Source organism: Vreelandella malpeensis, from assembly GCF_020622355.1.
Lineage (GTDB): Bacteria > Pseudomonadota > Gammaproteobacteria > Pseudomonadales > Halomonadaceae > Vreelandella > Vreelandella malpeensis.
In genome coordinates, this window is the sequence record NZ_WHVL01000006.1 from 48,349 (window position 1) to 60,194 (window position 11,846).

Annotated in this window: 11 protein-coding genes; 8 read left to right on the forward strand and 3 right to left on the reverse strand. The window is 61.3% G+C overall.

Annotated features, from left to right (window positions below; all coding sequences use genetic code 11):
* Both GEV37_RS13780 and GEV37_RS13785 read left to right on the forward strand, forming a co-directional pair.
* On the forward strand, positions 1–2,226 hold the full coding sequence (locus tag GEV37_RS13780; protein ID WP_338035134.1) for a heavy metal translocating P-type ATPase: 2,226 nt from the start codon (positions 1–3) through the stop codon (positions 2,224–2,226).
* A gap of 46 nt (positions 2,227–2,272) precedes the next feature.
* Complete coding sequence (locus GEV37_RS13785; RefSeq protein WP_227390845.1) at positions 2,273–3,193, forward strand: bile acid:sodium symporter family protein; 921 nt, start codon at positions 2,273–2,275, stop codon at positions 3,191–3,193.
* Here GEV37_RS13785 and GEV37_RS13790 read toward each other — a convergent pair.
* A complete protein-coding gene (locus GEV37_RS13790) occupies positions 3,190–3,489 on the reverse strand; it encodes a winged helix-turn-helix domain-containing protein (RefSeq protein WP_227390846.1) in 300 nt (99 codons plus the stop codon). The two genes, GEV37_RS13785 and GEV37_RS13790, sit on opposite strands and share 4 nt — an antisense overlap.
* Before the next feature lie 138 nt (positions 3,490–3,627).
* Between GEV37_RS13790 and GEV37_RS13795 the strand changes: the two genes are divergently transcribed.
* Positions 3,628–3,921, forward strand: coding sequence for a Na/Pi cotransporter family protein (locus tag GEV37_RS13795; RefSeq protein WP_227390847.1), 294 nt, complete (start codon positions 3,628–3,630; stop codon positions 3,919–3,921).
* 58 nt (positions 3,922–3,979) lie between these two features.
* Here the strand turns inward: GEV37_RS13795 and GEV37_RS13800 are convergent, their stop codons facing one another.
* Positions 3,980–5,026, reverse strand: a complete 1,047-nt coding sequence (locus GEV37_RS13800) for a PA0069 family radical SAM protein (protein WP_227390848.1) — start codon at positions 5,024–5,026, stop codon at positions 3,980–3,982.
* 298 nt (positions 5,027–5,324) lie between these two features.
* On the opposite strand from GEV37_RS13800, the gene GEV37_RS13805 reads away from it, so the two are divergent.
* From GEV37_RS13805 to GEV37_RS13825, 5 genes are all read left to right on the forward strand, one after another.
* Positions 5,325–5,708 carry a nuclear transport factor 2 family protein gene (locus GEV37_RS13805; protein WP_227390849.1) on the forward strand — a complete coding sequence of 128 codons (384 nt, stop codon included), beginning with the start codon at positions 5,325–5,327 and terminating at the stop codon, positions 5,706–5,708.
* A 143-nt stretch (positions 5,709–5,851) separates the two neighbouring features.
* Complete coding sequence (locus GEV37_RS13810; protein ID WP_227390850.1) at positions 5,852–7,306, forward strand: alkaline phosphatase; 1,455 nt, start codon at positions 5,852–5,854, stop codon at positions 7,304–7,306.
* 70 nt (positions 7,307–7,376) lie between these two features.
* Entirely contained in the window at positions 7,377–7,835 is a 459-nt protein-coding gene (locus tag GEV37_RS13815; RefSeq protein ID WP_227390851.1) for a hypothetical protein, read from the forward strand.
* Between the two features lie 521 nt (positions 7,836–8,356).
* Positions 8,357–8,542 (forward strand): hypothetical protein, encoded by a 186-nt coding sequence (locus tag GEV37_RS13820; protein ID WP_227390852.1) that lies wholly within the window; start codon positions 8,357–8,359, stop codon positions 8,540–8,542.
* A complete protein-coding gene (locus GEV37_RS13825) occupies positions 8,532–9,638 on the forward strand; it encodes an LPO_1073/Vpar_1526 family protein (RefSeq protein ID WP_227390853.1) in 1,107 nt (368 codons plus the stop codon). Before GEV37_RS13820 ends, GEV37_RS13825 begins: the two co-directional genes overlap by 11 nt.
* A gap of 395 nt (positions 9,639–10,033) precedes the next feature.
* On the opposite strand, the gene pgi is transcribed toward GEV37_RS13825, so the two are convergent.
* The gene (pgi, locus tag GEV37_RS13830; protein ID WP_227390854.1) at positions 10,034–11,695 is read right to left on the reverse strand and encodes a glucose-6-phosphate isomerase; all 1,662 of its coding nucleotides are present in this window, start codon (positions 11,693–11,695) and stop codon (positions 10,034–10,036) included.
* Between the last annotated feature and the right edge of the window lie 151 nt (positions 11,696–11,846).

An 11,846-nucleotide genomic window follows, 5' to 3' on the forward strand; every position in this document is an offset into this window, starting at 1 on the left:
GTGGCGGTGACGCTCGCCCAGGCCGAAGGTGAGCCGGCCGCCGGGCACACCGCGCTCTACAGCCTGCACGGCATGTGGTGCACCAGCTGCGCGCTTGCCGTCGAAGGCGTGCTCCAGCGCGCCGCCGGCATCGAATCGGCGAGCGTCCACTACCCGACGGCCACCGTCTGGGTGCAGGGCGAGTCCGATGCGATCGGGTTCGAGGCGCTGGCCGCGCGCGTGGCGCGCATCGGCTACCGGCTCGGCCCACTCGAGGCCGTCGTTGATGCCGCCGCGCGGCTCGAGAAGGAGAGCCGCTACCTGAGCCTGCGCCTGATGGTCGCCGCGGTGTTCGGCATGTGGACGATGCTCGCTTCGCTGCTCATCTATGCTGGTGCCGTGCCCGCCGGGCGCATCGAGCTGGTCATGGCCTGGCTCTCCGGCGGCTTTGCACTGCCCGTGGTGCTCTACGCCGGCGTGCCGTTCTACCGCGCGGGGTGGCGCACGCTGCGCGCAGGCCGCCCGGGCATGGACGTGCTGGTGAGCCTTGGCGTACTGGGGGCGGTCGCGGTATCGGTCTGGCTGCTGGCGCGCGGCTCGGCGGAGGTCTACTTCGATACCGCCGTGATGCTGGTCACACTATTGCTGGTCGGCCGGCTGGCCGAAACGCTTTGCCGCCAGCGCGGGCTGAAGGCGTTCGACGCGCTGGCCCTGCCCCAGGCCGACGTTACCCTGGAGCGCGGCGGCAAGCGTCAGACGCGGCCGCCCGAGGAGGCCGTACGAGGCGACACGCTGCTGCTCTCGCATGACGAAACCCTGCTGCTCGATGCCACGCTTGCCACCCCAGGCTGGTTCGATACCGCCACGCTCTCCGGCGAAAGCGTTCCGCGCTACCTGGCGGCAGGGCAGAAGGTCTTCGCCGGCTATCGCTACCTGGGTAGCGGCCAAGGGCCGGTGCGGCTCACCATCGATGCAACGCCGGGTGAGCGCCGCGTGGACCGATTGTGCGAACAGATGCGCCTGCTGCAAACCCGCAAGGGGGAGCTTACCAAGCTCGCCGACCGCTTCGCCGCCTGGCTGAGCCCGGCGGCGCTGCTGCTGGCGCTGATCACGCTGCCCGCCGTCTGGATTCTCGGCGCAGGCACGGAGGAGGCAGTGGTGCGAGCGCTCTCGGTGCTGGTAGTGGCCTGCCCTTGCGCGGTGGGGCTGGCGGTGCCGCTGGCCGCCCTGGCCGGTAGCGGCCAGGCAATGCAGGCTGGCGTGGCGATCCGCGACCCGGCCGCCTTCGAACTGCTCGCCGGAGTGCGCGCCGTGGCCTTCGACAAGACCAACACCCTCACCGCCGGCAGACACCGCGTGGTGCATCTCGTCCACCGCGAGGCGCTGCCCGAAGGGTTCGCCGCGCGGCTTGCCGCCGCCGCCGCCGCCGGCGAAAGCGAGCACCCCCTGACCCTGGGTCTGCTGCGCTGGGCGAGCGAAACCGCGCATCCGGGTGAAAAGCCGGCCGTCGCCCAGCGGGAAGAGGTGGCCGGCGCAGGCCACCGCGTGAGCTTCGCGGATGGCCAGTGCTGGCGCCTGGGCAGGGCCGCCTGGCTCGAAGAGCAGGGCGTGGCGCTGCCCGAGAGTGTCGAGGACGCTGACTACGCCTTCGCCTCCCAGGTGGTACTGGCCGACGACGACGGCTGGCTTGCCACCTTCCACCTCGCCGACCCACCCGTGGCAGATGCCCGGGCGAGCCTCGCCGAGCTCGCGCGCCTTGGCTACGTGACGGCCCTGATCAGCGGCGACCGCCAGGGGGCGGTGAGCTGGCTCGGCGGCGAAGTGGGCCTGGCAGCCAGCGCCTGCTACGCCCAGCGCACGCCGGAGGCCAAGGCGAGGCTGCTGGCGGGGCTCCCCGCGCCCACGCTCTACGTGGGCGACGGTGTCAACGATACGCTTTGTCTCGCAGCGGCGGGAGTCGGCGTGGCACCCATGAACGCCAGCGAGGCCGCACGCGAAGGCGCCGCCGCCCAGCTGCTCGCGCCGGGCATCGGCGGCGTGGTGCGGCTACTGGGCATTGCCCGGCGCACCCGGCGGGTAATGATCCAGAATCTGGCGTTCTCGGCGCTCTACAACACGCTGGCACTAGGGCTGGTGGTGGCCATGGCGATTCCGCCGCTGGCGGCGGTGCTGGCCATGGCCGCCAGCTCCTTGAGCGTCACCTTGAACGCCGCCCGCCTGGCCTGGGCCGAGCCTCCGGAAAGCTAGCGTCCCGCTGCCCATGTCTTCATCTCCATGCAAGCGAGCTTGCGCCATGCGCCGATGTATCCTGTTCGTCGAAGCTCACCTGCTGTGGTGGGTGATCGGCGCGACCCTGCTGGGGCTTGGACTGCCCGCCACCGGCCAGATGATGGCGCCGGCCATTGGCCCGCTGCTGGCGCTGTTGATGCTGCTGATCAGCCTGACCTTCGATGTCCACGCCATCCGGCGGGTGCTCGCGCGTCCTGAAAAGCCGCTGCTGGCGGCGGTACTGGTCTACGTTCCCATGTCGCTTCTGGGTTGGCTGACCGGCCGGGCATTCTTCGCCGGCGGGGCGCTGGCCGCCGGCCAGACCCTCGTGGGGGCACTGCCCACCGACGTGTCATCGCCGCTTCTGGTGCTGATGGCGCGCGGCAACGTGGCCATGGCGGCGGTGTTCAATGCGTTCAGCACGGCGCTTTCACCGCTCATCGTGCCGTTTCTGTTCGTCTGGCTGACCGGGATCGAGCTCGCGAGCCCGCTGGGGGCGATCGTGGGGCAACTGGTGATGATCGTGCTGCTGCCGACGCTTCTGGGCGTGACGCTGCGCACCGGGTTTGGCGGCTTCTTCGCTCGCTTCGACGACTTGTACGCGGGCCTGGGCTCCTTGGTGTACCTGCTGATCCTGCTCGCCGTGGTGGGGCCGAATGCGGCGACCATCCTGGGGTACGGCGCCTACGCGCTGGTGATCGCCGCCGCGGCCCTGTGCCTGAACCTGGCCGGCTACGCCGTCGGCCTGGTGTCGCGATTCGTCACCCGCGACCGCCAGGAGGTGATCGCTTTCCTGTTCACCACCAGCAAGAAGGAGTTCAGCATCGCCGCGGCATTCGTGGCCGCGTCAGGCCTTCCGGCGGAGGTCGCCATTCCCGCGGCGTTCTTCGCGGTCATCCAGATGATCACCTCGCCTTTGGCGGCGCGCTTGTTGGTCAGGCGTTAGCGATAGCCCAGGGCCGCGCCCAGACGCTCGGCGTGAGCCGCCACCCAGGCGGGGTCGATCGCGCCCCACGCCTTGATAACGTAGCGGCCGCTGTTGTGACGCTCGCCCTGGATGGGTTCGAAGGCGCACTCGATATCGAGCTCGCCCAAGGACGTGATGGTGTCCTGGGCGGTGCGCCGGGGCATGCCGGTCGCCTCCATCAAGGCGGGCACGCTTTGGATGCCTTGGTCGATGAGATAGGCGACGTAGAGGCGGCGGTAAAAACTCGAACGGGTCTTACTCAGGGCGTCGGTCATGGTGGTCTCCGGCAGCGTGGTGAGGGGAAAGCCGCGCGATTCGCGGGTGTCGTCGAAGTGTCACCAGGGTGTCACCTCCCGCGTTCACCCTGAGGCGGCAGGCACCTTGGGCGTTGCACACCACGGGAGGGTAGCGCCATGATCGACACGACCAGCCACGCCACGCAAGAGAGCTACCTCGACCAGGGCCAGCAGGCCAGGCAGAGCCGGCTGCGCCAGTGGGTGACACTTCTGCTGCTAGTCTACTTTCTGATATGCGCGGTAGCCATCGTCGGCGACGGCTTCAAGCTCGCCATCGGCGATCACTCCGAGCGGCTGTTCGAGTTCGCCACCAACCCCTTCGTCGCGCTGATGGTGGGCATCGTTGCCACCGCCCTGATCCAGTCCTCCTCCACCGTCATCTCGGTGATCGTCGCCCTGGCGACCAGCTGAGAACTGGTCGTGTTTCTGGTGCTCGATGAGCTGAAAAAGCGCCATCGCTGAGCCCTGTTCAATCGAACAGGTCCTGCTGGGCACGAGGCGGCCGGAAATAGCGGGTATCGAGCCCCTGTTCGGCACGCGGCTGCAAACCCCACTGGCGGCTGGCGCGACGAAAGCGCTGGTCGATCAGGTCGGCGAACACGCCTTCACCGCGAAAGCGCCGACCGAAGGCGGGCTCGTTGGTCTTGCCGCCCCGGCACTGGCGAAGGAGGCTCATCACCTTGGCGGCGCGTGCGGGATGATGGGTGTGAAGCCACGCCTCGAACAGCGGCGCGACTTCCCGGGGCAGGCGCAGCAGCATCCAGGTGGCGGTGCGCGCTCCGGCACGGCTCGCTGCCTCCAGTAGCCGTTCGATCTCGTGATCCGTGAGCCCCGGGATCACCGGCGAGAACAGCACGCCCACAGGGATGCCCGCGGTATTCAGCTCGCGAATCACCTTCAAGCGCGCCTGGGGCGACGCTGCGCGCGGCTCCAGCGTGCGTTTCAGGTTCGCATCCAGGCTCGTGAGGCTGACGAATACCCGGACCAGGCGGTGTTCGGCCATGCTGGCCAGAAGCTCGATGTCGCGCAGCACCAGCGTGCCCTTGGTTACCAGCGTGACCGGGTGGCGGCACGCGTGCAGCAGCTCCAGCAGGCGCCGGGTGGTCCGGTAATGCGCCTCGATCGGCTGGTAGCAGTCGGTATTGCCCGAGAGGTTGATAGGCCGGCAGACGTAGCGCGGGTGGGCGAGTTCCTCTTCCAGACGCTCGACCATGCCGGTGCGAGCGATGAGCCGTGTCTCGAAATCCAGCCCCGGCGACAAGTCCCAATAGGCGTGGGACGGGCGGGCGAAACAGTAGATGCAGCCGTGCTCGCAGCCACGGTAGGGGTTCAATGAGCGATCAAAAGAGAGATCCGGCGATGCGTTCCAGGAGAGCGCGCTTTTGGTCGGCTCCTCGCGCACTTCGGTGGCAAGCGACGAGGGCGTTTCGGCCTGCCACCAGCCGTCGGGTTCGGCAACGCTACAGGTGGGGGCGAAGCGGTTGGGCGGATCGAAGGTGGCGCCTCTGCCCTTCATGACGGGGCTCTGTGATGGGCGGATCGATGTCACTTTTGCACTCCATGGCATGTTTTTATATACAGTAGTTGGCGCAGTGAACCAATGCAAGAAAAGAGCGGTCAGGACGCCACGCCACGGGGAGGTCATCGACCAAAGTGAACTTGACATGCGAGGTCGGGTCTATTTGGGTAAGATAGTCTTTGCTTATGAGAATGCCGGGCTTGATTTAGAAAAGCTAAGCGTTACAAAGGCTATCGTCAGTGCCGCCGGAGCCCGCGGCCCATTAAAGTCACCCCTGTTCGAAGAGGTCATTACGATGAGAACCCCCCAAGACGTACTCAACGAGTGGATGCAGGCGATCAACAGTGCCGACGTCGAAGCACTGCTTTCGCTTTACGATGAGAACGCCGTACTGATTCCCACCTTTTCCAACCGTATTTCCGATACCCGCGAAAAGCATCGCGATTACTTCGAGCGCCTCGGCGCGCGTCCGGGGCTGAGCATCACTCTCCACGAGAAGACCGTGATCGTTCAAGAGGTGTCCGAGACCATCGCCGCGCTCACCGGCCTCTACAACTGGCGCTTCGAGGTCGACGGCGAGCTTCTCAACTTCGAGGCGCGTTTCAGCTACCTCGTCGACCTCTCCAAGGATGCGCCCATCCTGCACCACCACTCTTCCCAGATTCCGCGCATGCTGTAAGCGCGTGATCCTGCGGCGAGGCGCCTGGCGCCTCGCCGTTTTTTGTTTAGAGACTTTTAATCAAGTAAATCACCATATTGTCATTTTTCATCGCTACGCTTCCTTGCGCCAACCAAGCCTGGTTTAACCAAGAGGGGGATACGATGAAGGGACTATTCAAACGCTCCATGGTGGCACTTTCCGTCACCGCCGCCGTCACCGGCATCACTATGGGCAGCGCTGCGGCACAGCAGGGGCCGGCCAAGAACGTCATTCTGCTGATCACCGACGGGACGGGTATCGAAACCTTCCGCGCGGCGAGCTACTACCGCCACGGGGCACTGGGCCACGAAGTTTACGATGACTTCGACACGCAGCTGTTCATGGCGACCCATCCGCTCAACACCTCCAACACGCCGACCCGCAGCGATGCCGATCAGGTCACTTTCGACCCCGTAGAGCTCTGGAATGACGAAAGCGTGGAGAGCGTCTTCGAAGGAAGCCTTGGCAACTACAAAGGCTACTTCGCCGGCTACGATTACGCGCGCGCCGACTACACCGACAGCGCCGCCGCCGCCACGGCTCTGGCCTCCGGTCAGAAGAGCTACAACAACGCCATCAACTGGTCCAACGACGATCAGCCGCTCAAGCACATCGGCGAGTACACCGTCGAGAGCGGCCGGGCGCTCGGCGTGGTCTCCTCGGTGCAGATCTCCCACGCGACGCCGGCGGGCTTTCTGGCCCACAACGTCAGCCGCAACGACTACAGCGCCATCGGTCGCGAAATCGTCGAGTCAGGGCTTGCCACCATCGCCATCGGCACGGGCCACCCCTATTACGACGCCGCCGGCGAGCGCGTCGACGAGCCTCGCGAGAGCGACTTCCGCTTCATCGGAGGAGAAGAGACCTACCAGCGCCTGGTAGACGGCGAGACGGACTACGCCTTCATCGAGAGCAAGGAAGACTTCGAGGCCCTGGCGGCCGGCGAACTCGACCTGCCCAAGGAGAAGGTGCTGGGTCTGGTGCAGAACATTCAGACCTTACAGTACAGCCGCCCGGGCGTCGGCGCGGGTAACTTCCTCGACACTTCGCCGAGCCTGGCCACCCTGACCGGCGCCGCGCTCAACGTGCTGAGTGCCAGTAATGATGGCCGCGACAACGGCTTCTTCCTGATGGTCGAAGGCGGCGCCGTCGACTGGGCCGCCCACGCCAACAACCTGCCGCGGATCATCGAGGAGCAGATCGACTTCAACGAAGCCGTCGAGGCCGTCGTCGAGTGGGTGGAAAACGAAAGCTCCTGGGACGACACCCTGATTATCGTCACCACCGACCACGGCAACGGTCTGCTGCAGGGCCCGGATTCCGACACCCGCGCCTACAGCCCGATCGTCAACCAGGGCGCCGGGGCGCTTCCGCTGGTGCGCTGGCACTCCGACACCCACACCCGCGAGCTGGTCCCGCTCTACGCCAAAGGCGCGGGTGCCGACTACTTCCTCGACATCGCCGAGCACGAGGAAGGCCTGGCGATCTACGAAGGAGATGAGGAGAGCCACTACTGGGTCGACAACACCGACGTGTTCCGTGCCAGCATGAACGCCTTCGGCCTCGACGCCGAGTAACCCAGCACCGTAGCCGGAGCCGCCTGCGGGCGGCTCCGTGCGTGTTTTGCCTTCCCGCCACGAGTGACCCATGATGCTTCGCGGACTTTTCACACTTGCGCTGTTGATGTGTTCGACCACGCCTGCCTTCGCTCTCGATACCCAGCGCGCGCCGACCGCCAGTGGCCACGCCTACGCCGAGCCCTATCGCGCCGTTCGCAAGGAGGGCGTACTGCATATCGAAGTGCGTTTCCTGACCGACTACCCCGGCTACTCCGGTGAATTGATCTACGAAAATATCCCGCTCGAGCGCATCGACGGGCTGATCTACGCTGAGTTCGGCGACCAATCCTTCTCGCTGCTACGCAAGCAGGGCGACGTCGTCGCCCCGAAAAGCCTGCGCCTGGGCTTCAACTACGACCCGGAGCGCAACCCGCGCGTCGGTAGCTGGAAAGCCGACTTCGTCGCGCCGCTGCACGATGTCAACGAAGTCACCCTCTTCATGCCCAACGTCGCGCCCATCGGCCCGATTCCGATTCGCGATCGTTGAGACTTGGATATTGTCCTGAGCCGTTAACACACGCGTTCGATACGTTGGATTGTAACGTGGTGGGCTGGCGTACCGACAACGTCAACTACGCAAGCCAACGTGCCATTGAGCGTTTAGGCGCGAAAAAAGAGGGTGTGATACGAGGGCACAAGCTGCGTCGCGATGGCACCATTCGTGACACGGTGATGTATAGTCTGCGCAGGGGAGAGTGGCCAGAAGTGCGCGCGCATCTTACCGATTTGTTAAGCCGGTCCCGCAGCTAATCAACAGCGCTCTGGCTCTAATGCACACACATGGAGATAGGACGATGATCGCAGCCCCAATCACATTTGCTATAGCCAAAGCGAGAAGGGACGCGAATTTTAGATAGGCAGCCAAAATTCTCTTTGCTAGTAATAGGATCAATGAGATAGATTTGATGCGAGCGGCTAGATAACCTCAATGAACGCGCCAGCACGTTCATTGAGGTTATGCAGCCGGGTATATAATCACTATTATACATACAGCCAGGTAATATAGATATGGAATGGTTAGAAGAGAATAAAGATTGGCTTTTTAGTGGTGTTGCCATTGCGCTCCCTCTTGCGATTGTAGGCTGGTTTATTTCTTCTAGAAAAAATAGACAAACCCAAAAGGGCGGAGATAATTCCACGAACATACAGGTTGGTGGCAATTTTAAAATAGGCAGTAGCAAGGATGATGAATAAGCAAAGTCAAAAAAGTGGCGATCAGTCTACAAATTTACAGGCGGATCAAATGGTAGTGCACGTAGGTATTGATGAAAAACGTGCACGTGAGGTATTTCAAGAAATGAACCTTCAGTTAAGGCGAGAGTATACCCAGGAGGCACTTGAAATCGCAAACGCCAGGGTTTCCGAGTTTGAGAATAGCCTGATGCCAAAAATGGAGAGGGTTGACGGTGCCCTAGAGGCTTTTGGAGACCCAAGCTTTCAATTGTTGCTGGTTGATGCACAAAAAGCAGCTGCATCTACAGAAAGACCAGCAGACTATGATTTGTTATCCGAACTGCTTATTCACCGATTTAAGAAGGGTGATAATCGCATTGCAAGAGCAGGCATTAGCCTCGCGGTAGACATTGTTGATAAGGTTTCTGATGAGGCTTTATTAGGGTTAACAGTCGCACATGCTGTTAATAGCTTTCTACCCGTTACAGGTGATATTAATCAAGGCCTAAATGTTTTAAATGATCTATTTGGAAAGATTATCTACGGAGATTTACCTTCAGGCCATGAGTGGCTAGATCACTTAGATATTTTGAATGCAGTTCGCCTAAGTTCGTTTGGTGATTTAAAAAAAGTACAACAGTATTATCCCGAGATCCTTCCTGGTTATATAGACGCTGGCATAGAGAAAGCTTCTGAAAATTATACTAAAGCCTTAGAAATACTAGACGGTATTAATTTGCCTAGAGGGCTGCTAATTGAGCATACTCTAAATACTGACTACGTAAGAATACCTATTCCTAGTAAAGCACAGATTGATTCAATTTCATTACAGCAACAGATGTTGCAAGATGGAGCTTTGGTCATTGTGCCCGTAAGGTTAACAGAGGCACAAAAAACAGCGATAAACGATGTCTACAACCTATATTCTAAAGATGGCGGGTTAAAGCAGAACAACATTAATTCATTCATGGAAGAATGGGATAAAAGACCAAATCTTAAGGTTCTTAAAGATTGGTGGAATACTATTCCAATTATTTTAACGATTACAGCAGCAGGAAAAGTTCTGGCCCACTCTAACGCCCAAAGGTGTGATGAAAGATTACCACCGATGGATTAGGCGCTTTAAGTTTATAATGTATAACCAAGCCAGTCAGAGGGACCAAAAAACCGCCGCTTCGCTCTGGTTTTCGGCCCCTGCTGGCGACGTTAAATCCTGAGTTCAAACATTAAGCGCAGAGCATTGGAACGCTCGTTGCGCGTGAGGAATTGAAAAAAGGCACGAGCGGCAGGTATGCCTTTACGGCTTCGTGTTTTGAAGCAGAGTCATGCCACCGCGTTATACGAGCGGCTGAGTTTTACAAGGTGCGGTGAAACATCTACCCAGTACTGGATGGAAGCGGTTTAACCGGCGCTTATAGCCTTTATAGCATCCGCTCTGCTCATTCAAAAAAGCCTCGGCTGTTAAGCCAAGGCTTGTGCTAACCACCTGTTTGTTGCGAAGCCTAAAGCTTTCTAGCCTTTCTTCTTGACCGTCTTCTTACCTCTTTCAGCTTGGCCATTCTCTTCAGCACTACCACCCGGAAAATGCGCCCGCACCAGCTCCAGAAGCCCTTGGGTCGAGGCATCAAAATCCGCCGCATTGGTATCAATACGCTCACTGATTTCCCCGGCAATACGCTTGCCGAGCTGCACCCCCCACTGATCAAACGAGTTAATGTTCCAGATCACGCCCTGGACGAACACCTTGTGCTCGTAGAGCGCGATCAGCGCGCCGAGGTTTTTAGGCGTGAGTTCGTCGAGCAGCAGGGTGCTGGAGGGGCGGTTGCCGGGGCAGCTGTAGGGGGCGTGCTGGCTGAGTTCCTTGCTGTCGCCCTGGCTGCCTTCCATGAAGGCGTTGGCCTGGGCGAGCATGTTGGTCAAAAGCGCGAAGTGGTGCTCCTCCATGCCGGGTTCGGGCTTGAGTGAGGCGATAAAGTCGATCGGCACGTAGCGCGTGCCCTGGTGCAGCAGCTGGAAGAAAGCGTGCTGGCCGTTGGAGCCGGTCTGGCCCCAGACGATCGGGCCGGTCTTGTAGTTGACCGGGTGGCCGAAGATGTCCACCGACTTGCCGTTGGACTCCATGTCGAGCTGCTGCAGAAACGACGGCAGCTGATTGAGCGCCTGGTCGTAGGGCACGATCGCCTGGGTCTCGGCGCCGATGAAGTTGATGTACCAGATGCCGATCAAGGCCATCAGTACCGGCATGTTCTGCGAGAAGGGCGCCTCGATGAAGTGACGGTCCATCTCGTGGGCGCCTTCCAGCAGCTCGATGAAGCCGTCGAAGCCGATGGAGAGCGCGATCGGCAGCCCGATCGACGACCACATCGAGTAGCGCCCGCCCACCCAGGCCCAGAACTCGAACACGTTCTCCTCGCGAATGCCGAATTCCATTGCCGCCTTGCGGTTGGTGGAGGCGGCGATGAAGTGCGCGCCTACGTCGGCATCTTCGCCCGCGTTTTCCAGAAACCAGCGCCGCGCGGTCTTGGCGTTCAAGAGCGTCTCCTGGGTGGAGAAGGTCTTGGTCGAGACGATGAACAGGGTCGTCGCCGGGTCGAGGCGCGAGAGCACCTTCTGGATATGGGTGCCGTCGACGTTGGAGACGAAGTGGAAGTGAAGCTCCGGATGGCGGTACTTCAACAGCGCGCGTACCGCCATGTTGGGGCCGAGATCCGAGCCGCCGATGCCGATGTTGACCACGTCCCTGATCGGCTGGCCGCTGTAGCCCTTCCACTCGCCGCTTCTCACCGCTTCGGAAAACGTCTTGATCTGCTCGCGGGTGCGGGTGATCTCCGGCATCACGTCTTCGCCGTCGACGAACACCGGCTCGTCACCGAGATTTCGGAGCGCAGTGTGCAGCACCGGGCGGTTCTCGGTCACGTTGATGATGTCGCCGGAGAACATCTGCGCTCGGCGCTGCACCAGCGCCGAGTGGTCGGCCAGCTCTAAAAGCTTGGCCAGCACCTCATCGGAGACATGATGCTTGGAGTAGTCCAGAAACAGCCCGCCCACGCGCAGGCTCATCTTGTCGAAGCGCTGGGGATCACGTGCGAAGTAGTCACGGATGCGATCGTCGTGGGTCTTGTCGCGCAGGCGTTCGAGGGCCTGCCAGGTGACGCTGCGGGTGAGCTGGAACATGGGGAATTTCCTTGTCGATGAGGCAGTTGGAGCGTGGCGCCTGTACCTTGATTGTTGTGTAAAAATACTACATCACGTGCTGACAGGGGCAACTGTCGGGCATAAAAAAACGCCTTCGACGCGTTGTCGCGTCGCCGAAGGCGCTTTTTCG

What these genes read in the sequence shown, in the direction of transcription:
- GEV37_RS13800 (WP_227390848.1), bottom strand. Translation starts at nt 5,026, where the DNA reads ATGAAGGGCAGAGGCGCCACCTTCGATCCGCCCAACCGCTTCGCCCCC.
- GEV37_RS13805 (WP_227390849.1), top strand. Translation starts at nt 5,325, where the DNA reads ATGAGAACCCCCCAAGACGTACTCAACGAGTGGATGCAGGCGATCAAC.
- GEV37_RS13810 (WP_227390850.1), top strand. Translation starts at nt 5,852, where the DNA reads ATGAAGGGACTATTCAAACGCTCCATGGTGGCACTTTCCGTCACCGCC.
- GEV37_RS13785 (WP_227390845.1), top strand. Translation starts at nt 2,273, where the DNA reads ATGCGCCGATGTATCCTGTTCGTCGAAGCTCACCTGCTGTGGTGGGTG.
- GEV37_RS13815 (WP_227390851.1), top strand. Translation starts at nt 7,377, where the DNA reads ATGATGCTTCGCGGACTTTTCACACTTGCGCTGTTGATGTGTTCGACC.
- GEV37_RS13795 (WP_227390847.1), top strand. Translation starts at nt 3,628, where the DNA reads ATGATCGACACGACCAGCCACGCCACGCAAGAGAGCTACCTCGACCAG.
- GEV37_RS13820 (WP_227390852.1), top strand. Translation starts at nt 8,357, where the DNA reads ATGGAATGGTTAGAAGAGAATAAAGATTGGCTTTTTAGTGGTGTTGCC.
- GEV37_RS13825 (WP_227390853.1), top strand. Translation starts at nt 8,532, where the DNA reads ATGATGAATAAGCAAAGTCAAAAAAGTGGCGATCAGTCTACAAATTTA.
- GEV37_RS13790 (WP_227390846.1), bottom strand. Translation starts at nt 3,489, where the DNA reads ATGACCGACGCCCTGAGTAAGACCCGTTCGAGTTTTTACCGCCGCCTC.
- pgi (WP_227390854.1), bottom strand. Translation starts at nt 11,695, where the DNA reads ATGTTCCAGCTCACCCGCAGCGTCACCTGGCAGGCCCTCGAACGCCTG.